General features: G+C 65.7%; 24 protein-coding genes. 12 read left to right on the top strand and 12 right to left on the bottom strand.

Annotation, left to right across the window (positions count from 1 at the left end):
- The first annotated feature begins 41 nt into the window (after positions 1-41).
- Positions 42-533 carry a Holliday junction resolvase RuvX gene (gene ruvX / locus C4S73_RS23885; protein ID WP_103875088.1) on the top strand — a complete coding sequence of 164 codons (492 nt, stop codon included), beginning with the start codon at positions 42-44 and terminating at the stop codon, positions 531-533.
- 67 nt (positions 534-600) lie between these two features.
- Here ruvX and C4S73_RS28510 read toward each other — a convergent pair whose 3' ends face one another.
- Together C4S73_RS28510 and C4S73_RS23895 are read right to left on the bottom strand one after the other, a co-directional pair.
- Complete coding sequence (locus C4S73_RS28510) at positions 601-957, bottom strand: hypothetical protein (RefSeq protein ID WP_200828087.1); 357 nt, start codon at positions 955-957, stop codon at positions 601-603.
- A 220-nt stretch (positions 958-1,177) separates the two neighbouring features.
- Entirely contained in the window at positions 1,178-1,609 is a 432-nt protein-coding gene (locus tag C4S73_RS23895) for a hypothetical protein (RefSeq protein ID WP_103875089.1), read from the bottom strand.
- Between the two features lie 272 nt (positions 1,610-1,881).
- Between C4S73_RS23895 and C4S73_RS23900 the strand changes: the two genes are divergently transcribed.
- From C4S73_RS23900 to C4S73_RS23910, 3 genes are all read left to right on the top strand, one after another.
- Positions 1,882-2,796: an AEC family transporter gene (locus tag C4S73_RS23900; RefSeq protein WP_103875090.1), complete on the top strand. Its 915-nt coding sequence runs from the start codon at positions 1,882-1,884 to the stop codon at positions 2,794-2,796.
- Between the two features lie 176 nt (positions 2,797-2,972).
- Entirely contained in the window at positions 2,973-3,224 is a 252-nt protein-coding gene (locus C4S73_RS23905) for a hypothetical protein (protein ID WP_103875091.1), read from the top strand.
- A gap of 82 nt (positions 3,225-3,306) precedes the next feature.
- The gene (locus tag C4S73_RS23910) at positions 3,307-3,591 is read left to right on the top strand and encodes a hypothetical protein (protein WP_103875092.1); all 285 of its coding nucleotides are present in this window, start codon (positions 3,307-3,309) and stop codon (positions 3,589-3,591) included.
- A gap of 21 nt (positions 3,592-3,612) precedes the next feature.
- On the opposite strand, the gene dprA is transcribed toward C4S73_RS23910, so the two are convergent.
- The 6 genes from dprA to panB all read right to left on the bottom strand — a co-directional run bounded on the left by dprA (position 3,613) and on the right by panB (position 8,925).
- Positions 3,613-4,824, bottom strand: a complete 1,212-nt coding sequence (gene dprA, locus C4S73_RS23915) for a DNA-processing protein DprA (RefSeq protein WP_103875180.1) — start codon at positions 4,822-4,824, stop codon at positions 3,613-3,615.
- A gap of 16 nt (positions 4,825-4,840) precedes the next feature.
- The gene (gene plsY, locus C4S73_RS23920) at positions 4,841-5,464 is read right to left on the bottom strand and encodes a glycerol-3-phosphate 1-O-acyltransferase PlsY (RefSeq protein WP_103875093.1); all 624 of its coding nucleotides are present in this window, start codon (positions 5,462-5,464) and stop codon (positions 4,841-4,843) included.
- Between the two features lie 39 nt (positions 5,465-5,503).
- Entirely contained in the window at positions 5,504-6,823 is a 1,320-nt protein-coding gene (gene pyrC, locus C4S73_RS23925) for a dihydroorotase (protein WP_103875181.1), read from the bottom strand.
- Positions 6,816-7,058: a hypothetical protein gene (locus C4S73_RS23930; protein ID WP_103875094.1), complete on the bottom strand. Its 243-nt coding sequence runs from the start codon at positions 7,056-7,058 to the stop codon at positions 6,816-6,818. Before C4S73_RS23930 ends, pyrC begins: the two co-directional genes overlap by 8 nt.
- Before the next feature lie 5 nt (positions 7,059-7,063).
- The gene (locus C4S73_RS23935; protein ID WP_103875095.1) at positions 7,064-8,008 is read right to left on the bottom strand and encodes an aspartate carbamoyltransferase catalytic subunit; all 945 of its coding nucleotides are present in this window, start codon (positions 8,006-8,008) and stop codon (positions 7,064-7,066) included.
- A 95-nt stretch (positions 8,009-8,103) separates the two neighbouring features.
- A complete protein-coding gene (panB, locus tag C4S73_RS23940; RefSeq protein WP_103875182.1) occupies positions 8,104-8,925 on the bottom strand; it encodes a 3-methyl-2-oxobutanoate hydroxymethyltransferase in 822 nt (273 codons plus the stop codon).
- A gap of 233 nt (positions 8,926-9,158) precedes the next feature.
- On the opposite strand from panB, the gene topA reads away from it, so the two are divergent.
- On the top strand, positions 9,159-11,852 hold the full coding sequence (gene topA / locus C4S73_RS23945) for a type I DNA topoisomerase (RefSeq protein ID WP_103875096.1): 2,694 nt from the start codon (positions 9,159-9,161) through the stop codon (positions 11,850-11,852).
- A 54-nt stretch (positions 11,853-11,906) separates the two neighbouring features.
- On the opposite strand, the gene C4S73_RS23950 is transcribed toward topA, so the two are convergent.
- Positions 11,907-13,016, bottom strand: a complete 1,110-nt coding sequence (locus C4S73_RS23950) for a tlde1 domain-containing protein (RefSeq protein WP_103875097.1) — start codon at positions 13,014-13,016, stop codon at positions 11,907-11,909.
- A gap of 345 nt (positions 13,017-13,361) precedes the next feature.
- Here C4S73_RS23950 and C4S73_RS23955 point away from each other — a divergent pair, with 345 nt between their 5' ends.
- A complete protein-coding gene (locus C4S73_RS23955; protein WP_103875098.1) occupies positions 13,362-14,996 on the top strand; it encodes an AMP-binding protein in 1,635 nt (544 codons plus the stop codon).
- Positions 14,997-15,129: 133 nt separating this feature from the next.
- Here the strand turns inward: C4S73_RS23955 and C4S73_RS23960 are convergent, their stop codons facing one another.
- The 3 genes from C4S73_RS23960 to C4S73_RS23970 all read right to left on the bottom strand — a co-directional run bounded on the left by C4S73_RS23960 (position 15,130) and on the right by C4S73_RS23970 (position 18,945).
- Complete coding sequence (locus C4S73_RS23960) at positions 15,130-16,077, bottom strand: ring-cleaving dioxygenase (protein WP_103875099.1); 948 nt, start codon at positions 16,075-16,077, stop codon at positions 15,130-15,132.
- Positions 16,078-16,213: 136 nt separating this feature from the next.
- Positions 16,214-16,537, bottom strand: coding sequence for a hypothetical protein (locus C4S73_RS23965; protein WP_146071480.1), 324 nt, complete (start codon positions 16,535-16,537; stop codon positions 16,214-16,216).
- A gap of 83 nt (positions 16,538-16,620) precedes the next feature.
- A complete protein-coding gene (locus C4S73_RS23970; protein ID WP_103875101.1) occupies positions 16,621-18,945 on the bottom strand; it encodes a bifunctional salicylyl-CoA 5-hydroxylase/oxidoreductase in 2,325 nt (774 codons plus the stop codon).
- Positions 18,946-19,189: 244 nt separating this feature from the next.
- Between C4S73_RS23970 and C4S73_RS23975 the strand changes: the two genes are divergently transcribed.
- From C4S73_RS23975 to C4S73_RS24000, 6 genes are read left to right on the top strand one after another with little or no spacing between them, the layout of a single operon-like run.
- Positions 19,190-19,945 (top strand): SDR family NAD(P)-dependent oxidoreductase, encoded by a 756-nt coding sequence (locus tag C4S73_RS23975; RefSeq protein ID WP_103875102.1) that lies wholly within the window; start codon positions 19,190-19,192, stop codon positions 19,943-19,945.
- A 1-nt stretch (position 19,946) separates the two neighbouring features.
- On the top strand, positions 19,947-20,483 hold the full coding sequence (locus C4S73_RS23980; RefSeq protein ID WP_103875103.1) for a MarR family winged helix-turn-helix transcriptional regulator: 537 nt from the start codon (positions 19,947-19,949) through the stop codon (positions 20,481-20,483).
- A complete protein-coding gene (locus C4S73_RS23985) occupies positions 20,480-21,316 on the top strand; it encodes an enoyl-CoA hydratase family protein (protein ID WP_103875104.1) in 837 nt (278 codons plus the stop codon). Before C4S73_RS23980 ends, C4S73_RS23985 begins: the two co-directional genes overlap by 4 nt.
- A 1-nt stretch (position 21,317) precedes the next feature.
- A complete protein-coding gene (locus C4S73_RS23990; RefSeq protein ID WP_103875105.1) occupies positions 21,318-22,547 on the top strand; it encodes an acyl-CoA dehydrogenase family protein in 1,230 nt (409 codons plus the stop codon).
- Positions 22,548-22,549: 2 nt separating this feature from the next.
- Positions 22,550-24,190: a benzoate-CoA ligase family protein gene (locus C4S73_RS23995; RefSeq protein WP_103875106.1), complete on the top strand. Its 1,641-nt coding sequence runs from the start codon at positions 22,550-22,552 to the stop codon at positions 24,188-24,190.
- Positions 24,191-24,238: 48 nt separating this feature from the next.
- Positions 24,239-24,646 carry a RidA family protein gene (locus C4S73_RS24000; RefSeq protein WP_103875107.1) on the top strand — a complete coding sequence of 136 codons (408 nt, stop codon included), beginning with the start codon at positions 24,239-24,241 and terminating at the stop codon, positions 24,644-24,646.
- The last annotated feature ends 45 nt before the right edge of the window (positions 24,647-24,691 follow it).

A 24,691-nucleotide genomic window follows, 5' to 3' on the forward strand; every position in this document is an offset into this window, starting at 1 on the left:
CGCCGCTCGCAGGATGCGGCGGCGCGTGCTACCGGCGGTTCATGTCAAGCAATGTCGTGCCACTCGAAACGTTTCTGGGCCTGCCGGACCATGCCCGACTGCTGGGGCTCGATCTCGGTACCAAGACGATCGGCCTCGCGCTGTCCGATGTCGAACGGCAGATCGCCACGCCGCTGGAAACGATCAAACGCGTCAAATTCGGCGTCGATGTCGCCGCTCTGTTGAAGATCGCTGACAAATATCAGGTCGCCGGCCTCGTCATCGGCCTACCGCTCAACATGGACGGCTCGGAGGGCCCGCGCGTCCAGTCGACCCGCGCCTTCGTGCGCAACCTCGTGCCGCTGACGCCCCTGCCGATCGTCTTCTGGGACGAACGCATGTCGACCATGGCCGTGACCCGGACGTTGCTCGATGCCGATGCGTCCCGCGCCAAGCGCGCCTCGGTCGTCGACAAGATGGCAGCCGCGTACATCCTGCAAGGCGCGCTCGATCGCTTGATGCGCATGCCGCCGGACGAGCCAACCGAGGATTGAGACAAGAAAATGCCGCCCCGGCCTGGCCGGAGCGGCGCTTTCGAATGCCGGGCTGGATTGCGCTCCCTTACGGGATGATCACGCCCTGCTTGAAGGCCTTCTTCTGGGCCCGGCGATGATTCTTCACGGCGCGCTTCTGGTCCTCGATGCTCATTCCGGCGAGCGGATTGGCATTGCCGCCCCGAGGCCCCCGGCCATAGCCGTCACCACGACCATAGTCGCGGCCGCGATCATAGCCGCCGCGGTCATAATCCCGACCACGTCCGTAATTGTCGCCCCCACGGTCATATCGTTCACGGCGCTCGTAACCACGATCGCGCTCATAGCCGCCCCCGTAATACTGGGCCGAAGCGGGCTGAGCCCAAACCAGAGCCGTCGCCAGCAAGCCGAAGCCAGCTGCCAGCGCCTGTCGAACCGATATCATCTCGTAATCCCCCAAAGCCTGAAGCGGCTGCTCAAATGTCGTGTAGGCCAAGTGTCGTGTAGGCCGAGTTGTAGGCCAAGTGTCGTCTGTGCCCGCTATCGCTTGCGAACGAAGTAGCACGGCTGTCGTGAAGGAAATCCGAAGCCAGGGATGACCGGAAGCTTCGAGGTATCCTGCGCGCCCCAAACGAGCGCGCAGGAGAAGGAGCCTGGATCAGACTTCAGCGATGATCGCGGAAGTCGTAAGGGGCATAATAGCGCCTGCCATAAACCGGCGCGGCATAGACGGGCCCGCCATAGACCGGCGCTGCATAGACCGGCGCGCCATAGGCGTAGCCGTCATCATAATAATACGGGTCGGCGTAGGCGCTGCGGTTCGCGGCAATCGCTGCGGCACCCAGAATTCCGAGGCCCACGGCACCTGCCACGGCCGCGCCACGACCGCCGCCATACCAGCCATTGCGGTATCCACGATATCCACCGTGATATCCGCGGTATCCGCGGTATTGCGTGTATTCCGCCGCAGCCTTGTCCAGCCTCGACGCGTCCACAGCCGGGCGCGTTTCGCCGGCGAAGGCCGGAGCGACCGAACCTGCCGAGACCACACTGATCGAAGCCAGCGCGATGATGGCGGTTTTCCTGAGAGACATCATGATCGTATCTCCTGTTTTCGGGCTCTCCCGAAGATGAGGACAGGTTCGCGCAGTCCGGTTGAATGGCGCGTGAACCAATCGCGGCTGGATTGCGGCGGGCGCAACGCCCTCTCCGCCCTCAGCCCTTGTCCCCGAACGGCCGCCGTGAAAGGAAGCTATCAGCGCTTCCCAAGACAGCACCTGTCCATCAACGACGAGCGGAGCCGGTTGTTCCGGGTCGCGGCGGACAGGCGGGCATCTTGGACCCGGCGCAGCCCGACCTGGATCGCACAATGCTCGACAGCCTGATCGCCGTATTTCTCGTCATCGCGACCGGCTGGGCGCTCAAGACAAGCGGGATCGTTTCAGCCGCGCATTGGGGTGGCGTCGAGCGCCTGACCTATCAGGTGCTGTTTCCGGCCGTCGTGATCCATACCTTGGCCACCGCCGACCTGAGCCGGCTTCCCGTCGTGGCGATGGGGCTGAGCCTGGTATTCTCGATTCTCAGCGTAGCGGCGCTTCTGCTCCTCTGCCGCCCGCTGATGGCGCGGATCGGCATAGACGGCCCGGCCTTCACCTCGATCTTCCAGGGGTCGGTGCGCTGGAACACCTTCGTCGCGCTGGCGCTTGCCGCAGGCTTGAGTGGCCGTACCGGTGCGACACTGATGGCCATCGCGGTTGCCGCCATGATCCCCCTGCTCAACGTGCTCTGCGTCCTCGTTCTGGCGCGTTACGCGAATGGACGGCCGATGGGCGCAGCAGCGACCGCCCGTTCGATCGCGCTCAACCCGTTTATCTGGTCCTCGGTTCTCGGCCTTGCGCTCAACCAGATGCAGTGGATGCTGCCGACCGCCCTGACCACCTATGTCGACGTGCTCGGCCGCGCCGCGCTCGGCGTCGGGCTCCTGGTCGTCGGCGCCGGCCTCGATCTGCGCCGGCTGGCGCGACCGCGCCTGGCCCACGGCATCGCCATCGGCCTGAAGCTCGTCGTCATGCCGCTGGTCGCCTGGTTTTTCGCGCGGCAACTCGGCGTCTCCGGCCCGGCCCTGACCATGACGATCGTGGCTTCGGCTGTTCCGACCGCAACGGCTGCTTATTTCCTGGCACGAGATCTGGGAGGCGATGCACCTCTGATGGCTGAGATCACGACCATGCAAACGCTGCTCGCGCTTGCGACGCTTCCGGTCGCTGTGCTGTTGCTCGGGTGAACAATCCTCGCTTGAGATTCAACTTAAATACACGCTATGATTGTATATGCTCAGTCGAACCGTGAGATGCCGGAACGGAACTGACACATCAGAGCATGTTTCCGGCACGCAGGTGTGAGTCCAGCCCGATGAAATCCAGAGCGCCAACCCCACTCTTACCGGGTGAGAATGAGGATATGGATGCCGAAAGGGGTGGGGACGTCACGCCGCCCCCGGACGACGAGGGAGACGAGAGCGCCTCGCGCGGAACGCAATTGGAGGTTGCATCCTATATCGAAATCCTCAGCGCCGAGCTCAGCGAAATGGCGAAGGCGGCCGACCTGAAGAGCCTTGCGTATTTTCTGGAGATGGCGCGGCTGGAGGCTTCGATCCAGGTCGAGCGTCACGCCATGTCGATGTCGATGTCGATGTCGATGTCGGAGAGCTAGCTGCAATCCGGCGCATAATCACCATCGAATATTAAACTATCGATTGCATTAAGCGGCAATCACACGCCAGAGATGCAATATTATGGAACCTCCCCTCGGCGCAGCCATCGCTGCACCAACACGAGCCGCCGAAGCGACCAGCGCCAGTCAGCCCTCCGCGACTGCTCCCTCGGCAACCGCGCAAAACGCCCTCGCTCCTGAGCAGCATCGCCAGCGGCGCTTCGAGGCCTCGCATCATATCGAGACCATCCTGGGCGAGCTCGGAACGATTGCTGAAGCGGCCAACCTCATGCATCTGCACTATTTTATCGAGCTCACGCGGCAGGAAGCGAAAAACCAGACGCAGCGCGACAGGCCCGACCGGTAGCGTCGGAGCGTCTCCGCCGGCTCAGGGGGCGATGCGCGTCAGAGCTCCGCCGGGATGACGCAGAATCACGCCGTCGAGCTCGAGTTCGAACACGGTATGGTTGATCTCGCGGGCAGAGCGGCCACTGGCGCGCACCAACTCGTCGACCGAGACCGGAGCCGCCCCGAGCAGGCGCATGACAAGGGCGCGCACCGCTTCGCCATCAGCGCCATCCACGAGAGCCGGTGGCTCCATTCCAAGCTGCGGTTCGGGAAGCGGCGCGGACGGGGCAGCCGGCACGCCCGGCAGATCGAGTTCGTCCCACAACGTCTGAGACGCGTCCTCCCGCACTCCCTCGCTCATGACCAATGGCAGCTGGCGAAAATCATGGCCGCCGCGCAATAGCGGTTCGAGCGCCTCGATGACATGAGCGGCCTCGGCGCATAGCGTCGCCCCCTCGCGAATCAGATGGTTGCCACCCTCCGCACGCGGGTCGAGCGGAGATCCCGGAACGGCGAAGACCTGCCTCCCCTGCTCATTGGCAAAGCGCGCGGTGATCAGCGAGCCGGATTTGCGGGCGGCTTCCACGACGACCGTGCCCAGCGACAGCCCCGAAACCAGCCGGTTGCGCCTCGGGAAGTCGCGTCCGCGCGGCTTCCAGCCCAGAGGCATTTCGCTGATAGCCGCGCCCTCCTCCAGCATGCGCCTGAGCAGCGGCAGGTTCTGGGGCGGATAGACCTCGTCGAGGCCGCCGGCCAGGACGGCGACGCTGCCGCTCGCGACGCTGGCTTCATGGGCTGCGGTATCGATGCCGCGCGCGAGGCCGGAGACGATGACGAAGCCTGCCTCGCCGAGGTCGCGCGCCAGTCTCGCGGTGAATTTCTGGCCCGCGGCCGAGGCATTACGCGATCCGACCAGCGCCACGCTCGGGCGCAGCAGGGCGTCAGCCCGCCCCAGCACGGCGATGAGCGGCGGCGCCGAATCGATCGCCTGCAAGGGCAGCGGATAGGACGCCTCGCCCAGCGCGATCAGGCTGCCGCCAAGCCGTCGAAGGCTCTCGAACTCGCGTTCGGCGTCCACCAGCGGACATAACCGGACGCTTCGACCGGCCTGCCGGGCAAGTTCAGGCAAGGCGTCGAGCGCGGCTGCAGCCCCGCCGAAACGGTTCATCAGGGAGCGAAAGGTACGGGGGCCGACGCTTTCGCTGCGGATCAGTCTCAGCCAATCGAGGCGCTGGCGGTCTGAAAGGACGATGCCAGCCATTTTCGCCTCAGCCCTTCTGGCCGATTTTGCCTTCGCGCCCGCGAAGCAGGCGCAGGATGTTCTCACGATGCGTGATCCACAGGATCACCGTCAGCACTCCCATCAGCAGCGCCGATTGGTAGAGGCCCGGCCAGAACCAGAGCAGGAGCGGCGTCAGCAGGCTCGCGACCAGTGCCGAAAGCGAGGAATAGCGGGAGAGATAGGCGATGCTGAGCCACAATGCCGCGAACACGATGGCGATCGAGAATTTCAGCGCGATCAGGACGCCGAGATAGGTCGCGACGCCCTTGCCACCCTTGAACTTGAGCCAGACCGGAAAGACATGGCCGAGAAAGGCGCCGAGCCCCGCAACCAGCGCAGCCTCGCGCCCCCCGACGAGCCAGCCGCCGACCAGCACGGCGGCCGTGCCCTTGAGCATATCGCCAAGCAGCGTCAGCGCCGCGAGCTTCTTGTTGCCGGTGCGCAGCACATTGGTCGCGCCGATATTGCCAGAGCCGATGCTGCGCAGATCCGGCCCGCCAGCGAGCCGGGTCAGGATGATGCCAAAGGGAATCGATCCGAACAGATAGCCGATGACGAGGGCAGCAAGGCTCGCGGGCCATGCAAGGCCCCAACTCAACGTCTCCGGCATGCCGCCCCTCTTGTCCCAGCCCAATCCACCCGCGGCAGACTAGCTTGCCTGCGCCTCGTAGACCACTCGCCCGCCCACGAAAGTCACCTGAACGAGGCCTTCGAGCCGTGCCTCGTCGAAAGGCGAGTTCTTGGCCCGCGATTTCAGCTTGCGCTTGTCGACGACATGGGGCGCATCGGGGTCGAGCAGCATCAGATCGGCCGGTGCGCCGGTCGCGAGGCGCCCGCAGGCCAGGCCGAGCAGCGCGGCAGGGCGTGTCGACAGCGCCGCCAGCAAGGGCGCGAGTTCGATCTGGCCGGCCTGCACCATGCGTAGCGCAGCCGGGAGCAGCGTCTCGATGCCGAGCGCGCCATCGGCCGCTTCCGCGAAGGGCTGGCGCTTGGTCTCGACATCCTGCGGGTCGTGATCGGAGACGACGACATCGATGACACCCTCGGCGAGTGCTGCGACCATGGCGAGGCGCTCGTCCTCATGGCGCAGCGGCGGCGAGACCTTGCAGAAGGTGCGGTAATCGCCGACGTCGTTCTCGTTCAAGGTCAGATTGTTGATCGAGACGCCGCAGGTGACCCGCACGCCCTCGGCTTTGGCCCGGCGCACCAGCTCGACCGATTCCGCGCAGGAGATCATGGCCGCGTGATAGCGGACGCCTGTCGCCCTCGCGAGCCTGATGTCGCGCTCCAGCATGATCGTCTCAGCCTCCAGCGGAATGCCCGGCAAGCCCCTCCGGCTGGCGAATTCGCCCTCGTTCATCACGCCGGAGCCGCGCAGATCGGGGTCCTCGACATGGTTCATGATCAGCGCGTCGAAGTCGCGGCCATAGATCATCGCACGCCGCATCACCTGCGGATTGCGCAACGCCCTGGCGCCATCGCCGAACGCGACCGCACCGGCTTCCAGCAACAGGCCGAATTCGGTGATCTCCTTGCCGCGCAGCCCCTTGGTCAGGGCAGCCGATGGCAGGACGTTGACGATCGCCTTGTCGCGGGCGCGGCGCTTGATGAAATCGATGATCGCGGGATCGTCGATGGGCGGATCGGTGTCGGGCCGGCAGACGACGGTGGTGACGCCGCCGGCAGCGGCCGCCTGCGACCCGGTGCTGAGCGTCTCACGGAATTCCGCGCCCGGCTCGCCGAGAAAGGCGCGCAGATCGACGAGGCCCGGCGCCAGCACGAGGCCCCGGGCGTCGATACGCCGGACACCCTCACCGCCAGAAGGGGCCGCTTCGCCCCAGTTGACGTCTGCAATGGCGCCGGCGCGGATCAGGATCGATCCGCGTCCGTCGCGGCCTGTCGCAGGATCGACCAGCCGCGCGTTGACGATCTCGATGTCCTGTAGCTCGATGTCCTGCAGTTCAGCCATGCCCGGTTCCACCAGCGCCATCACGGCCCTGCCTGTGCGTGAAGACGGAGGTCCAGAATCCGACCAGCCCCCAGAACAACAGGCACAGCAGCGCGCCCGCGATGATAATGAACCAGGTCCAGCCCGCGCGTGGATCGGCATAGAGGAAGCCAGCCGCCACCACGACGTAAAGTCCTGAGAAGACGAACCTGGCCCGGCGCATCTGTCGCAACAGCCAGGCGAGGATATTGTCCACCGGGCTCAGCCATTGGGCAGGTGCTGGGCAAGCGCATCGAGCACTGCCATGCGGACCGCGACACCCATTTCGACCTGTTCCCGGATCAGCGACTGCGCCCCGTCGGCAACCTCGGAGGAAATCTCGACGCCGCGATTCATCGGGCCGGGATGCATCACGAGCGCATCGGGCTGGGCGCGGTCGAGCTTGTCGCGATCGAGCCCGAAATAGCGGAAATACTCTTTCGACGACGGCACGAAGGCGCCGTGCATGCGCTCGAGCTGAAGCCGCAACATCATCACGATGTCAGCGCCTTCGAGCCCTTTGTTCATGTCGGTGAAGATGGACACGCCCATGCGCTCGATGCCCGGCGGCAGCAGCGTCGAGGGGGCGATCAGCCTGACCTTGGCGCCAAGGGCGTTGAGCAGGATGATGTTGGAGCGGGCAACGCGCGAATGCACGATGTCCCCGCAAATCGCGACGGTCAGCCCGGCGATGCGGCCCTTGTTGCGGCGAATGGTCAGCGCGTCGAGCAGCGCCTGCGTCGGATGCTCATGAGCGCCGTCGCCGGCATTGACGACGGAGCAGTCGACCTTGCGGGCGAGCAGGTTGACGGCGCCGGCCGCATGATGGCGCACCACCAGGATGTCGGGGCGCATGGCGTTTAGCGTGGCCGCCGTGTCGATCAGGGTCTCGCCCTTCTTCACGGAAGAGGACGCGACCGACATGTTCATGACGTCGGCGCCCAGGCGCTTTCCCGCGAGCTCGAAGGAGGCCTGCGTGCGTGTCGAGGGCTCGAAGAACAGGTTGATCTGGGTGCGACCGCGCAAGGTCGCGGTCTTTTTCTCGACCTGCCGGGAGAGCGCGACATAGGTGTCGGCTCTGTCCAACAGCGCCTCGATGTCCAGATGGGACAACCCCTCGATGCCGAGGAGATGGCGGTGCGGATAGATCGGGGCTGGCGATGTCATTTGAAGATGGGTGTTTATGCCCAGCCTCGACGCCGCGCAAGCGGCGATCCCGACCTTATCGCTGGACGCCACCCACAAGCCTCACCCGACGCGCATCACGGCGCCTTCAGCGCATAGCCATGTTCGGGGCCCGGAAAGCGCCGGGACCGGACCTCTTCGGCATATTGTGCAAGCGCGGCGCGCATGTCCGCGCCCAGGCTGCCGTATTGCTTGACGAATTTGGGGACGCGCGGCGTCAGGCCGAGCATATCGTCCAGCACCAGGATCTGGCCGTCGCACATTGCGGATGCGCCGATTCCGATGGTCGGCACGGCGACGCGTCTGGTGATCTCGGCGCCCAGCGGCTCGGCGACAGCCTCGACCACGACCGCAAAGGCCCCGGCTTCGGCGACAGCCTCGGCATCGGCGAGAATCGCCGGCCATTCCGCTTCGCTGCGGCCCTGGGCCTTGAAGCCGCCCAGCGTATTGACCGCCTGCGGGGTCAGCCCGACATGGGCCATCACCGGCACGCCGCGACCGACCAGGAAGCGGATGGTGTCGGCCATGCGAAGGCCGCCTTCCAGCTTGACGGCGCCGCAGCCGGTTTCCTTGAGAATGCGCGCCGCATTGCGCAGGGCCTGCTCGCGGCTTTCCTCATAGGTGCCGAAGGGCATGTCGACCACCACCAGGGCCTTGCTGGTCGAGCGCATCACGGCCTGGCCATGCAGGATCATCATCTCCAGCGTGACCGGGACCGTGCTGTCGAGGCCGTAGACCACCATGCCAACTGAGTCGCCCACCAGAATGAAGTCGGCGACGTCATCGACGATCGCGGCCATCGTCGCCGTATAGGCCGTGAGCGACACGATCGGCTCGCCGGATTTGCGGGTCCTGATATCCTGCGCCGTCCGACGCTTGATTGCGGTGTGAAGCGACACGATATCCTCCTGCTCGGCCTCGTCGGGCACTTGAGTTCCCGGTAAAGCCTCCGCCGCTCGGCGAACAGCATAATCGGCGTTTGACAGAGCGAAGCGCGTGAACCACTTTCGCGCGCAATTCCGACCCTGTATCAACGCGCCCCGTGCCCCACTCGGCCGGGCGGGCACATAAAGTGCTTTACCAGCGCTTTGCCCGATCCTGTCCTTTGCCCTTTTTGAGACTGAAACGCACCATGAAGCTCCTCGTCGTCGAGTCGCCGGCCAAGGCCAAGACGATCAACAAGTATCTGGGCTCCGACTATGAGGTCGTGGCGTCGTTCGGTCATATCCGCGACCTTCCTGCCAAGGACGGCTCGGTCGACCCCGAAGACGACTTCAAGATGCTCTGGGAGATCGAAGGGCGCGGAGCCAAGCAGGTCGCCGAGATCGTCAAGGCGCTGAAGGGCGCCGACAAACTGATTCTCGCAACCGACCCGGATCGCGAGGGAGAGGCGATTTCCTGGCACGTGCTCGAAGCGCTCAACCAGAAGAAGGCGCTGAAGGGTATTCCGGTCGAGCGCGTCACCTTCAACGCCGTCACCAAGGACGCCGTGCAGAAGGCGCTGGCCAATCCGCGCCAGGTCGACCAGGCGCTGGTCGACGCCTATCTGGCACGCCGCGCACTCGACTATCTCGTCGGCTTCACCCTCTCGCCCGTGCTCTGGCGCAAGCTGCCCGGCGCCCGCTCGGCCGGACGCGTCCAGTCCGTCGCCTTGCGCATCGTCTGCGATCGCGAACGCGAGATCGAGGCCTTCCGGGCGCGGGAGTACTGGTCGCTGATCGCAACGCTGGCGACGGGCGCGGGCGGCGTCTTCGACGCCCGCCTCGTCGGCGCCGACGGCAAGAAGATCACCCGGCTCGACATCGGCAAGGGCGACGAGGCGCAGGCCTTCAAGGATGCGCTGGAGACCGCCGCCTTCAGCGTGGCGGATGTCGAGGCCAAACCGGTCAAGCGCCACCCCTACCCGCCGTTCCAGACCTCGACCCTGCAGCAAGAGGCCTCGCGCAAGCTCGGCATGGCGCCGGCACGCACCATGCAGCTGGCGCAGCGGCTTTATGAGGGCGTCGATATCGGCGGCGAGACGGTCGGCCTGATCACCTATATGCGTACCGACGGCGTCGACATGGACGGCAGCGCGATTACAGCTGCGCGCAGCGTCATCGGCAAGGAATTCGGCGACGCCTATGTTCCTGGCGTGCCGCGCAAATATACGGTCAAGGCCAAGAACGCGCAGGAGGCCCACGAGGCCATCCGACCGACCGACCTCGCCCGCTTGCCGGCCATGGTCGCGCGCCATCTCGAACCCGAGCAGGCCAAGCTCTACGAGTTGATCTGGAAGCGCACCATTGCAAGCCAGATGGAATCGGCCTCGCTGGAACGCACGACCGTCGACATCGCCGCCAAGGTGGCCGGCCGCAATCTCGAACTGCGTGCCACGGGCCAGGTCACTCTCTTCGATGGCTTCCTGACGCTCTATCAGGAGAGCCGCGACGACGAAGAGGACGAGGACTCAAAGAAGCTGCCGCCGATGAAGACCGGGGACGGGCTGGAGAAGCGCGCGATTGCCGCGACCCAGCACTTCACCGAGCCGCCGCCGCGCTATTCGGAAGCGAGCCTGGTCAAGCGCATGGAAGAGCTCGGCATCGGCCGGCCCTCCACCTATGCCGCGACGCTCTCGACCCTGCGCGACCGCGAATATGTCCGCATCGAGAAGAAGCGGCTCGTGCCCGAGGACAAGGGCATGCTGGTGACGGCATTCCTGGAGAGCTTCTTCAAGCGCTATGTCGAATTCGACTTCACGGCGAACCTCGAGGAGAAGCTCGACCGCGTCTCCAATGCCGAGATCGACTTCAAGGTCGTGCTGCGCGAATTCTGGGAAGAGTTCACCAAGTCGATCGGCGAGACCAAGGACCTGCGCGTCACCGAAGTGCTGGAGGCGCTGAACGGCGTGCTCGGCGCCCATGTCTTCCCGGCGCGGGAAGATGGCGGCGATCCGCGCTCGTGCCAGGTCTGCGGCACAGGCACGCTCTCGCTCAAGCTCGGCAAGTTCGGCGCCTTCGTCGGCTGCTCCAACTATCCGGAATGCCGCTATACCCGCCCCCTCACAGTCGCCGCCGCTGACGGCGAGGCGACGGCCGAAGGCGGACAGGGCGCGCCGGGCGTGCGCATCCTCGGCAAGGATCCGGTGACGCAGGTCGACATCACGCTGCGCGACGGGCGCTTCGGGCCTTATGTCCAGCTTGGCGAGGGCGAAAAGCCCAAGCGCCAGAGCCTGCCCAAGGGTATGAGCGCGGCGACAGTCGACCTCGACATGGCGCTCGCGCTGCTGGCGCTGCCGAAGGAAGTTGCGAAGCATCCCGAAAGCGGCGAGCCCATCCTGGCCGGCATCGGCCGCTACGGGCCTTACGTCCAGCACGGCAAGACCTACGCCAATATCGACAAGGACGACGACATCCTGCAGATCGGCGGCAATCGCGCCATCGACCTGATCGTCGCCAAGGAAAGCGGTGGCGGTGGAAGCCGCTTCGGGCGTGGCGCAGCTGTGCCGGGCCGCGATCTCGGCGAACATCCCGGCGGCGGCAAGCTCGTCGTCCGCGCCGGCAAATACGGGCCTTACGTCAATTGGGGCAAGGTCAACGCGACGCTTCCCAAGTCATTGACGCAGGAGGCGATCACGCTCGAACAGGCAGTCGAACTCGTCAACGCCAAGGCGGAAGCCAGCGGCGTCAAGGGACCGGGCAAGGCGAAGGCCGCCAAGGCGCCTGCGAAGAAGGCTGCTCCTGCGAAGAAGGCCGCCGCCAAATCGGCTGGCGACAAGCCTGCCAAGGCCAAGGCCACTGCCAAGCCGAAAGCGCCGGCGAAAGCCAAAGCTGCCGCCAAGGGATGATCTGCGGCGGAGGGATAATCTGCCGCGAAGGGATGATCGCTGCTTTCGTCGCGGTCAGCTTGCGCTGGCCACGACGACGAGGCGCTTCACCTCGCCTCTGAGATAGGCCTGCAGGAACTTGTCGTAGTCCTTGAAGGACACGCAGCCGTTCGAATCGCCGTTCGGTCCGAGGAGATAGGTGTGAGCCAGCAGGCCGGCGCGGCCATGGATCGCGCCGCTGCCGCCGACCGGGTTCAGGCGCAGTGCCCGCACCCCATGGAACAGGGCCTCACGTTCGGTCAGGGTGTAGGTATGGGGCGGCGTCACGCCCTTCATCCGGACATGGGCGAAGCGTGGATCGTCCAGCTTGTCGCCGAGCCCGGAATGGGCCTCCAGCCTCTCGCCATTGGGCATGTAGACGGTGCGGGCGGAGATATCGTAGACGGCGGTCCCCTGCGCCGAAACCGGGCCGGACGGGAGCGTGGGGCTGAGCCTTCTGCCGCGCCCCCTGTCCACGACATCATCCTCCGGCGCCGCATAAGCGAGCGCAGTCCCGGTCGATGGCGTCGCGCCGAAGAGTTTTTCGAAGAACGAGCGACCATCGGCCGGCGTGGCCAGTGCCACGGCCGCCTTGCTGCGCCTCATGCTCGGCCGCTCGGCCAGACGCGGCGGCTGCGGCTCCACGGGCGCCCGCAGATCGGACGGTCGCGGCGCCGGCAGGGTTACGCCCTCGACGAGCTTGGGCAGCGGCAGTGACGGCGCGATGCCGGCCGGATCAGGCTGCGAGACTTTCGGCTCCGCCAGCGCAGCTGTCTCGACAGGGCGAGCGGCGGGAGCGGCAGGAAAGGCAGTAGCGGCAGGCTGGGGCTGGATTGACTGAAACCGCGCGTCGAGGGGCGCATTCTGCCCCAGCGGTACCGGTGCAGGCCCCAAAGCGAAGCCCGGATCCAGGATCGGGTTGTAGAGCTTTGCGGGACGAGCGACCGCGACTTGCACCGGAGCAGCTGGCTCGCTCTTGCCCGCGGGCAAGGCGACGGGCGTCGTCTCAGGCTGCCAGCTGATAGCCAGCAGGCCGAGGCCGGCTGCGGCGATTGCAACGAGCGCAAAGGGGAAGAACGATATCCGGCGTCCGCGACGGCGTGAGCGAGGGACGAAAACGGATGACGTACGGGGCCGGTCTATCATTCGCGACGCTCTCGAGACGCTCTTACGCAACACACGTCCTGCCCGGGCAATCGGAGGCGCCAACACGGCGCGCACGCGCGCTCATCGAATGAGCGCGTGACGCACAAAACCGACCGTCAGTGCAGGAAACTCAGCAACTTCACTTGCCTCCATAGGAGGCTTGCGTGGTTAATTGCCGGTGAATGAAGTGCTGTGTTTTTTCCAAAATAATTTGAGACGCACCGCAACATCGCTTGTCTCTGCGAGATCGGTTGACGCCGGAGGTGGCCATGCCGCAGGCTCGTGTCAGACGTCGCTTGACCATGCCTGCCTAGGACAGGAGCGCGACGCGGCAGGGAGCAGTGGATGGCGTCGAATAGCCAAGACAGGAACCCGGCGCAAGTTCCGGAGCCTGCGACATGTGTGCTGCGCTACATGCTCGAACGTCAGGCAGCGACTGTCCCTGAGCGCCGCTTTGTCCAGTTCTGGCCCGGCTCGACATGGACCTATGCGGAAACGCTGCATCGCGTGCGTCTGCGGGCGGCTGCGCTGGCCGCGGCGGGCGTGCGGCAGGGCGACCATGTGCTGTGCTGGATGGGCAACGGCCCCGATCTGCTGCTCAGCTGGTTCGCGATCAACTATCTCGGGGCTGTGTATGTGCCCTTGAACACGGCCGCTCGCGGGCGGCCGCTCGAATACGTCCTCGATGATGCGGACGCAGCCTTGATGATCGCCCATCGCGCTCTTGTCCCGCGATTGGCCGAGGTGAAGCCCGGAAAGGTCCGGCGCGTGCTGCTGGTCGGCGAGGCCGGGGATACCGAGCACTCGGCCGTCGAAGGCCTCGAAATGGCCGCGCTCGAAGATCCAGCATCCGTGCCGGATACGGCCCTTGCGCTCGATCAACCGATCGAGCCCTGGGACACGCAGGCGATCATGTACACCTCCGGCACGACCGGGAACGCCAAGGGCGTGCTGTCATCCTATGTCCAGCTCTACACGATGGGGCCGGACGCGTTCGACTGCATCGGCCCCGATGATTGCTGCATGATCTGCGGGCCGATCTTCCATTGCGGCTCGACGCTCTACGTCTATGCGATGCTGGCCTGCGGCGGCTCGATCGGGATGGTGCGCGAGTTCCGCACGACTGATTTCTGGGACGCCATCCGCGACACCGGCTCGACCGTCGTGCTGCTGCTGGGTGTCATGGCGACCTTCCTGCTGAAGCAACCGCCCGATCCTCGTGACCGCGAACATCCCTTGCAGAAGGCCTTCATCGTGCCCTTTGGCGAAGATGCCGCCACTTTCCGGGACAGGTTCGGCGTCGCGCTCCATACCGTCTACAACATGACCGAGATCGCCAGCCCGCTGAGCGCTGGCCCCGGCATTGCGGAGCCGGGTCTTGCGGGCACGCCGAGACCCTGGTTCGAGGTCAAGGTCGCCGATAGCGAGGACCGTGAGCGGCCGCGTGGCGAAGTCGGCGAATTGCTGGTGCGCGCCAACCGGCCCTGGGCCCTGATGAAGGGCTACTACAAGAATCCCGAGGCGACGCTTGCCGCCATGCGCAATGGCTGGTTCCACACCGGCGATGCCTTCCGGCAGGCTCCCGATGGCCGCTTTTTCTTCGTCGACCGGATCAAGGATGTGATCCGCCGGCGCGGCGAAAACATCTCCTCCTTCGCACTGGAAAGCGAAATCCTGGCCCATCCCCACGTGCGCGAGGCGGTTGCCGTCGCGGTCCCGAGCGCCGACAGCGAGGATGAGGTTCTGGCCGTGGTCACGCCTGTCGCGGGCGGCATGATCGATCCCGCCGAATTGACCGCCTTCCTTGCCGGGCGGGTCCCGCACTACATGGTGCCACGCTTCGTCAGAGTGGTCGCGGACCTGCCCAAGACGGCCAGCGGCAAGCTCCAGAAGCATGTCCTGCGCAGCGAGGGCGTAACGGTCGATACATTCGACCGCGACGCCGCCGGCATCCGCCTCAAACGTGAACGGCTCGCCTGAGCGAGCCGTTCGTAGTGCTTTGGATCATCGGCTTTTCCCGAAATCCGCATTCCACTTTTCGGGCCGATGATCCAGCTCTTTGGTTTTGCATCGGCTTTTCCCGAAAACCGCATTCCACTTTTCGGGCCGATGCTTAGAGCGGCTTCAATCCCGCCTCGATCTGGGCGCGCCTGGGCTCCAGGAAGGGCGGCAAGGCAAGCTTCTCGCCCATCGTCTCGGCGGGCTCGTCTGCTGAGAAGCCGGGCTCGTCCGTCGCGATCTCGATCAGGATGCCGTTCGGCTCGCGCAGGTAGAGCGAGCGGAAGTAGAAGCGATCGACCTTGCCGCTATTGGGATAGCCGGCTGCCTTCAGCTTTTCGGCCCAGGCGTCGTAATCCGCGAAGCTCGGCGTGCGCAGCGCCAGATGGTGGACGCCGCCCGCGCCTTCGCGGGCCTGAGCCAGATCAGGTTCGACCGCGACGTGGAGTTCAGCGGCCGGGCCACCCTCCCCGATCTTGAAGACATGGATCTCGCCAGTGGCGTGGTCCGCATCGCGATAGCTCGAAATGCGCTCCAGGCCGAGCAACTGGGTCAGTACGACTTCGGTACGGTCGAGCTTCGGCACCGAGATGGTGACGGGCCCGAGACCGCGGATCTGATGCTCGGCGGGAACCGGGCTCTTCTCCCAGACGACGAAGGGGATATCGCCGCCATCGGCGATCAGCGTCAGGCGCTGGCCTTCCGGGTCCTCGAAATCGACGGCCGAGCGGCCATTGATCGCACGGATCGGCGAAACCGTGATGCCGCCCTTGGTCAAGCGCTCGCGCCACCACTCCAGCGAGGCCTCGTTTGCCACGCGCAGCGAGGTGCGGCTGATCGAATGGGTGCCACGGCGCGCAGGCGCAGCCGGCCAATCGAAGAACGTCAGATCGGAACCGGGAGAGCCGGCGCCATCGGCATAAAACAGATGATAGGCCGAGGTGTCGTCCTGATTGACGGTCTTCTTGACCAGCCGCATGCCGAGCACCTCGGCATAGAAGCGCCGGTTGCCGGGAGCGTCGGCGGAAATGGCGGTGACATGGTGGATGCCGGTGAGTTTCATGTGACCCTCGTCTGGACAGGCCGCTCTCTGGAGCCGCCGATGCTCCCGAGATAGCATTGATTTTTTGCCGCGCCAGATTCACGCCGGCAATCTATTGATTGCACCAATGCAATATCGATCGAGATTCGGATACCTGTCAGGGCTTGATCGGGTTGGTGCGCGACGCGCCGGCCTTGTCGCCCGGCGTTGCGGGAACCGTGCAATCCTCCGGCTTCGCCTTGCAATCATAGACCATCGTCGGGGCGGCGGACGGGGCGGATTGTCCCGCGGAGGGCAGGATATTGTTCTGCCCCTTGTCGACCTGACCGGGATGCGTGGTGGTCGGGCCCGTGCCAGGAGTTTGCTGGCCGGTCGAGGGGGGCGTCTGCGGTGCGGCCGGTGTCGTCTGCGCCATCGCGCCTTGCGACAGCGCAAAGGTCAAGGCAGTGGCCTGAACGGCCCAACGAACGGAACGAAACATATCGATCTCCCAACGCCCCGAAACGGGCATCAGAAGGGAACGGCGACGCATGCTCCGTGGTTCCCCCGAGCACGCCGTTCCGCTCAGGAGGCCGGTGCGTGCCGGCTTGGCTTTGCCTTCAGCTTCAGCTCCTGAAGATCGTCGCGCTCGCGCGGCGTGTTGCGCATGAGCTGGTCCTTGCCGGGCTGGTACTGGACGGGCTGGGCGATATCGACGCCATACCACGCGGCCGCACGCAGCACGAATGATGGATCCGCCAGATGAGGCCGGCCAAGCGCGACGAGATCGGCGCGGCCGGATGCCACGATGGTGTTGACCTGATCGGCCGTGGTGATGTTGCCGACGCACATGGTCGCAATTCCGGCCTCGTTGCGGATCTGGTCCGAGAACGGCGTCTGGAACATGCGGCCATAGATCGGCCGGCTGTCATTGACGGTCTGTCCCGTCGAGACATCGACCAGATCGCAGCCTTCACTCGCAAAAGCTGACGCGATCGCGACGGAATCCTCCGGCGTCAGGCCGCCCGCCTTCCAGTCGGTCGCGGAGATGCGCACCGACATCGGCTTTTCGCGCGGCCAGTTCTCCCGGAGCGCCCGGAAAACCTCAAGGGGATAGCGCAAGCGGTTCTCGATCGAGCCACCATAGGCATCGCTGCGCAGATTGGTCAGCGGCGAGAGGAAGCTCGCCAGCAGGTAGCCATGGGCGCAGTGCAGCTCCAGCATGTCGAAGCCGGCGCGCTCGCCGCGCTCGGCCGCCGCGACGAATTCGTCGCGCACGCGGTCCATGTCGGCGCGGGACATGGCGCGCGGAAGCTGGCTCTCGGGGTAGTAGGGCAAGGACGAGGCGGAGATGATCGGCCAGGCACCCTGCTCCAGCGGCTGGTCCATGCCCTCCCACATCAGCTTGGTCGCGCCCTTGCGGCCGGCATGACCGAGCTGGAGGCAGATTTTTGCTGCCGAGCTCGCATGAACGAAGGCGACGATGCGCGCCCAGGCGGCCTCCTGCTCGTCCGTATAGAGCCCGGCGCAGCCCGGCGTGATGCGCGCATCTGCCGCCACGCAGACCATCTCGGTGAAGATCAGCCCCGGGCCGCCGATGGCCCGGGAGCCATAATGCATCAGGTGCCAATCGTTGGGCATGCCCTCATCGGCCGAATACTGGCACATGGGCGAGAGCACCATGCGGTTCTCCACCTGCATTTCGCGCATCCTGAAGGGCTGGAAGGCCGGCGGGACGGCCGAACCGTCCTTGCGGGTGCGGGCCAGCGGGCCGAGTTCCTGGGCAACCAGCCTGTCGACGCCCGCGACGAAGTCGGGCGCGCGCAATGCCAGATTGTCATAGGTGATCGCCTTGGAGCGGGTCATCAGGCCGAAGGCGAAGCGCAGCGGGTCGAAATCCCAGAAGCGACGCAGCTGCTCGAACCAGACCAGCGAGACATCGGCCGCATGTTGCGTCTTCTCGACCTCCTCGCGGCGCGTACGCTCGTACAGAGCGAGCGCCTCGGGGACCTTGAGCCCAGCCTTGTGGAAGGCCCTGTGCAGGCCGATCGCGTCCTCCATCGCGAGCTTGGTGCCCGAGCCGATCGAGAAATGCGCCGTCGCCTTGGCGTCGCCGATCAGCACGACGTTTTCGCTGACCCAGCTGCGGCAGCGGATCATCGGAAAATTGCGCCAGAGCGAGCGGTTGGTGATGAGCTTGTGGCCCTGCAACTCGTCGGCGAAAATGCCTTCGAGGAAGGTGGCGGAGGCCGCCTCATCCATCGTGTCGAGGCCGGCGCGCGCAAAGGTCTCCGGATCGGTCTCCAGCACCCAGGTCGAACGACCCGCCTCGTATTGGTAGCAATGGGCGATGAAGAGGCCGTGCTCGGTCTGCTTGAAGAAAAAGGTGAAAGCGTCGAAGGGCCGGGTCGAGCCCATCCAGGTGAACATATTGGGGCGCAGATCGACCTCCGGCTGGAAACGATCGCGCCAGCCCTCGCGGATGCGGCTGTTGATGCCATCGGCCGCGACGACGAGATCGTAGTCGCGCTTCAACGCCTCGATATCGGCCGCCTCCTCGCCGAAACGGAGGGTTACGCCGAGTTCGCGCGCCCTCGCCTGCACGAGCATCAGCAGCGAGCGGCGCGAACAGCCGCAAAAGCCGTTTCCCGAGACGCGATGGACGCTGTCCTTGAAATGGACCTCGACATCATCCCAATATGCGAAATTGTCGCGGATCGCGGCATAGCTTGCAGCGTCGGCGGCCTTGAAGATGTCGAGCGTCTGATCGGAAAAGACCACGCCGAAGCCGAAGGTGTCGTCGGGCTGATTGCGCTCGAGAACGGTGACGTCGAGCGCTGGCCAGTCGCGCTTCATCAGCAGCGCGAAATAAAGTCCGGCGGGACCGCCGCCAACCACTGCGATGCGCATCTGAGCTCTCCCGAAGCCGATGGGAACGATCGGTCGAAAATTATTTTAGGTCTGAAATAATTTTATCTCAAGAGGCAGTTTCCAGACCCCTTGCCCGGAGCCGATCCTGACCTCACCGAAAACGTTTTTTGCCGCACAACAGTGATAAACTTGCGCGGAACCGATATCGCATCCGGCCTCATGATGCCGCTTGCAAATTGCTTTAGACCTAAAATATATTGACGAGATCGGGAGGCTGCTCGGCATGACCTTGGCAGGACGACACGCGCTGGTGACCGGCGGCGGACGCGGCATCGGCCGCGCCATCGCAACGGCCCTGAAGATGCAAGGCGCGCGCGTCAGCATCATCGGCCGCGATGCCACCGTGCTGCAGGACGCCGTTGCGACCGAAGCCGCCGACGCCTTCGCGATCTGCGACGTGCGGGACGAGGCCGCGGTCGCAGCCAGCGTCGCCGAACTCGCCGAGGCCCAGCCCTTTGACATCGTCGTCGCCAATGCCGGAGCGGTCGAGACCGGCCCTTTCACGCGCAGCAATGCCGAACGTTTCCGGCGCATGAGCGAGATCAACCTCATCGGCACCGTCAACGCCTTCCATGCCGTGCTGCCGGGCATGCTGGAGCGCGGCCACGGCCGGCTGATCGCCATCGCCTCGACGGCAGGTCATCGCGGCTATGCCTATGTTTCGGCCTATGCCGCCGCCAAGCACGCCGTGATCGGGCTCGTCCGTTCGCTGGCGCTGGAGACGGCGCGGGCGGGCGTCACGGTCAATGCCGTCTGCCCGGGCTATGCGGATACCGACATGGTCGCTGCGGGTCTCGACACCATCACCGCCAAGACCGGCGTGTCTCGCGAGCAAGCGCTTGCCGAAATGGTCAAGGCAAACCCGCAAGGGCGCCTGATCGCCCCCGATGAAGTCGCCGCCGCCATCCTCTATCTCTGCGGCCCCGGCAGCGCGTCCGTCACGGGCCAGTCGATGCTGATCAATGGCGGGGAGTTCTGAGATGGAAGCGCCCTCCCACAGCCTCATCCTCGACCGCGAGACCAAGGCGAGCGAGCGTCCCGGCGATCATAAGGACGAGTTGCGGCTCTGGTTGAGGATGCTGACCTGCTCGACATTGATCGAGACCGAGATCCGCAACCGCCTGCGCGAGGAGTTCAAGACGACACTGCCGCGCTTCGACCTGATGGCCCAGCTTGAGAAATCGACGACCGGCATGACGGTCGGCGAGGTCTCGCAACGGCTGATGGTGTCGAACGGCAATGTCACCGCCGTGGTCGCCGGCCTGCTTGCCGACGGGCTGGTCGACAAGCGCGCGGCCGCGCAGGACCGGCGCGTGCAGGTGCTGACGCTGACGGCGCAGGGCCGCAAGGCCTTCCGGGCGATGGCGGAACGGCATGAAGGCTGGATCGCCGAGCTCTTCGCCGGGCTTGAGCAGCCGGAGATCGTGCAGCTCTTCCGCCTGCTCGGACAGACCAAGACCTCGCTGCATCGCGCGATCGCGCAGCGTGCCAGCGAGACGCCCAAGGGAGAGAAATGATGAGCTTCGCCAACACCACGACCCTGCCTTTGGCGACGTTCAAGCCGAACCATTTCCAGCTCGAAGTCAGCGACAAGGTCGCGACCGTGACGCTGAACCGGCCTGAGAAAAAGAATCCGCTGACCTTCGCAAGCTACCGCGAACTCACGGATTTCTTCCTCGCGGCACAGAAGGATGAGGCGATCGCGGCGATCGTCGTCACCGGCGCCGGCGGCAATTTCTCGTCGGGCGGCGACGTCTTCGAGATCATCGGGCCGCTGGTCGCGATGGAGACCAAGGAGCTGCTGAAGTTCACCCGCATGACCGGCGAGCTGGTCAAGGCGATCCGCGCCTGCCCGCAGCCGGTCATCGCAGCGATCGACGGTATCTGCGCTGGCGCCGGCGCGATCGTGGCGATGGCCTCCGACATCCGGCTGGGAACGGCGGAGAGCAAGATCGCCTTCCTGTTCAACCGTGTCGGGCTCGCCGGCTGCGACATGGGCGCCTGCGCGATGCTGCCGCGCATCATCGGCCAGGGCCGTGCCGCCGAGCTGCTCTATACCGGCCGCGTCCTGCGCGGCGAGGAGGCCGAGCGCTGGGGCTTCCTGAACCGCCTTGTCGCGAAGGACGCGCTGATCGGCGAGGCCCAGACGCTGGCCTCGGAGCTTGCGAACGGGCCGACCTTCGCCAACGCCATGACGAAGCGCATGCTGGAAATGGAATGGGCGATGTCGGTCGAGAGCGCGATCGAGGCGGAAGCGGTGGCTCAGGCCCTATGCATGCAGACCGAGGATTTCGCCCGCGCCTACCGCGCCTTCGCGGCGAAGAAGCAGCCGGTCTTCGAGGGCAATTGAGATGAGCGCGCCCGGCGATCGTTTTGTTGGTGACGGACTGCTCGGCGACACGCTGTCCTGGCCCTTCTTCGAGGAGCGCCACCGCGCTTTCGCCGCCGAGCTCTCCGCCTGGGCCGATGCCTATCTGCCTGACCTGCCACATGACGATGTCGATGCCGCCTGCCGGGCGCGGGTCGCGGCGCTGGGACAGGCCGGTTTCCTGAAGGCGGTCGTGCCGGCCGCCTATGGCGGGCTCGGCAAGACCTTCGACGTGCGCACGCTGTGCCTCGCCCGCGAAATCCTCGCGGCACGCGACGGGCTGGCGGATTTCGCCTTTGCGATGCAGGGTTTGGGAACGGGCTCGATCACGCTTGCCGGGTCCGAGGCCATGAAGGCGCGCATCCTGCCCGGCATTTGCGCGGGCACGCATATCGCCGCCTTCGCGCTGTCGGAAAAGGAGGCCGGCTCCGACGTTGCGGCCATGGCGACGACCGCGGTGCCAGACGGCGACGATCATGTCCGGATCGACGGCGAGAAGAGCTGGATCTCGAATGGCGGCATCGCCGACCATTATGTCGTCTTCGCCCGGACGGGCGAGGCGCCGGGCGCGCGCGGCCTGTCGGCCTTCCTGGTCGAGGCCGATACGCCCGGCCTGAGCATCACGGAGCGGATCGATGTGATCGCGCCCCATCCGCTCGCCACCTTGCGCTTCGAGGCCTGCCGCGTCCCCGTGACAAACCGCATCGGCGGCCCCGGCGACGGCTTCAAGGTGGCGATGGCGACGCTCGACATCTTCCGGTCGACGGTCGGAGCCGCGGCGCTGGGCTTCGCAAGGCGCGCGCTGCACGAGACCGTTTCGCACGCCAACAGCCGCAAGCTCTTCGGCGGCACGCTGGGAGATCTTCAGCTCAGCCAGGCCGCGATCGCCGACAGCGCGGCCGAGGTCGATGCTGCCGCTTTACTGGTGTACCGCGCCGCCTGGACCAAGGATCAGGGCGCGGCCCGGGTCACGCGCGAGGCGGCACTTGCCAAGATGGTCGCGACGGAGAACGCCCAGCGCGTCATCGACCGCGCCGTGCAGATCCATGGCGGGCTCGGCGTGACCAGGGGCGTCAAGGTCGAGGAGCTCTACCGCGAGATCCGGGCGCTGCGCATTTATGAGGGCGCGACCGAGGTGCAGAAGGTCGTGATCGCGCGCGACCTGTTGAAATCCCATGCCGATAAGCAGAATTCCGACAGGATGAGGGGCTGACGATGGCGGCCGAATTTTTGCGATCGGGACATGTCGACGGCTTCGCGCGCGAAAACCTGCCGTCGCGCGAGACATGGCCGGATCTGCGCCTCGCCGAGGCCGGCCTGAGCTATCCCGACCGCCTCAATGTCGTCACCGAACTGCTCGACCGCCATGTCGCCGAGGGGCGCGGATCGCGCACCGCCATTATCGCTCCCGGCCTGGAATGGAGCTATGCCGACCTCGCCGAGAAGGTGAACCGCATCGCCAACGTGCTGGTGCGTGATCTCGGGCTCACTGCCGGCAATCGCGTGCTGCTGCGCGCCGCCAATACGCCGATGATGGTCGCCGCCTATCTCGCCGTGCTGAAAGCGGGCGGCATCGCGGTTGCGACCATGCCGATGCTGCGGGTGGGCGAGCTGGTCTATCCGATCCGCAAGGCCAGGATCGCGCTGGCGCTCTGCGACGACCGGATCGTCGCCGACCTTGCCGCCGCGCAGGCACAGGCGCCCGAACTCAAGCGCATCGTGACCTGGGGTGGCGACGGCGAGGACAGCCTCGACGCGCTGATGCGGCGCGACGATTATGAGAGTTTCGCAGCCGCCGACACCTCCCGCGACGATGTCTGCCTGATCGGCTTCACCTCGGGCACCACCGGGGAACCGAAGGGCACGATGCATTTCCATCAGGACCTTCTGGCGATCTGCGATGCCTATGGCGCGCGCGTGCTGAAGGCCTCGCCCGACGATCGCTTCATCGGCTCGCCGCCGCTCGCCTTCACCTTCGGGCTCGGCGGCCTCGTGCTGTTCCCGATGCGGATCGGGGCCGCGATGGTCCTGCCGGACAAGGCCGGCCCGCCCGACCTGATCGACGCGATCGAACGCTACAAGGCCAGCGTCAGCTTCACCGCGCCAACCGCCTATCGCGCCATGCTCGACAAGCTCGATGGGCGCGACATATCCTCGCTGCGCATCTGCGTCTCCGCCGGCGAGGCCTTGCCCAAGCCGACCTTCGACGCCTGGCAGGCAAAGACGGGATTGCCCCTGATGGACGGCATCGGCGCGACCGAAATGCTGCACATCTTCATCGGCGCCGCCCGCGACAAGATCCGCCCGGGATCGACCGGACTCCCCGTACCCGGCTACGAGGCCAAGATCGTCGACGAGGAGGGCCGCGAGGTTGCCGACGGCATAGCCGGACGGCTGGCCGTGCGCGGGCCGACCGGTTGCCGCTATCTCGCCGACGCGCGCCAGGCCAGATATGTGCTCGACGGCTGGAACGTCACCGGCGACACCTATCTGCGCGATTCGGACGGCTATTTCTGGTATCAGGCCCGCTCCGACGACATGATCATCTCGGCCGGCTACAATATTGCCGGGCCGGAGGTCGAGGTCTGCCTGTTGACGCATGAGGCGGTGGCGGAGTGCGGCGTCGTCGGCGCGCCCTGCCCCGACCGGGGCCAGATCGTGAAGGCCTATATCGTGCTGCGCAGCGGCCTGACCGGCGATGCGGGCCTGGCGAAAGCCTTGCAGGAGCATGTAAAGGCGGGTCTGGCGCCCTATAAGTACCCGCGCGCCATCGCCTTCGTCGATGCCCTGCCGAAAACGGCGACTGGCAAATTGCAACGTTTCGCCCTGCGCCAGATGGCGCGCGACGAAAGCTGAATTTCTTCCCGAACGACGAGCCGGAACGGCCGAAATCGAGGCGATACCATGTCGAATGCTCCTGCTTCCCGCGCCATTCTGCCCGAGGGCTGGCCCGTGCCACGGGGCTATGCCAACGGCATGGTCGCGGAAGGCCGTGTGCTGGTGACGGGCGGGCTCGTCGGCTGGGATGCCAACGGCGTGTTCGCGGAGGGGCTCCTGCCGCAGCTTCGGCAGACCCTCATCAATATCAAGGCCGTGGTCGAGGCAGGTGGCGGCCGTGTCGAGGATATCGTGCGCCTGACCTGGTACGTCACCGATATCGCGGACTATCGCGCCAGCCTGAAGGAGATGGGGCCGATCTATCGCGAAACGCTCGGCCGGCATTTTCCCGCAATGGCGGTGGTGCAGGTCGTGGCGCTGGTCGAGCCGCAGGCGCTGGTCGAGATCGAGGCGACGGCCGTGATCGCCGGCTGAGCCGTCCATGCCGCGTGAATTGCGCGGGAGCTTAGAGACGGTTTG

The organism is Allobosea lathyri (assembly GCF_900108245.1).
GTDB lineage: Bacteria > Pseudomonadota > Alphaproteobacteria > Rhizobiales > Beijerinckiaceae > Allobosea > Allobosea lathyri.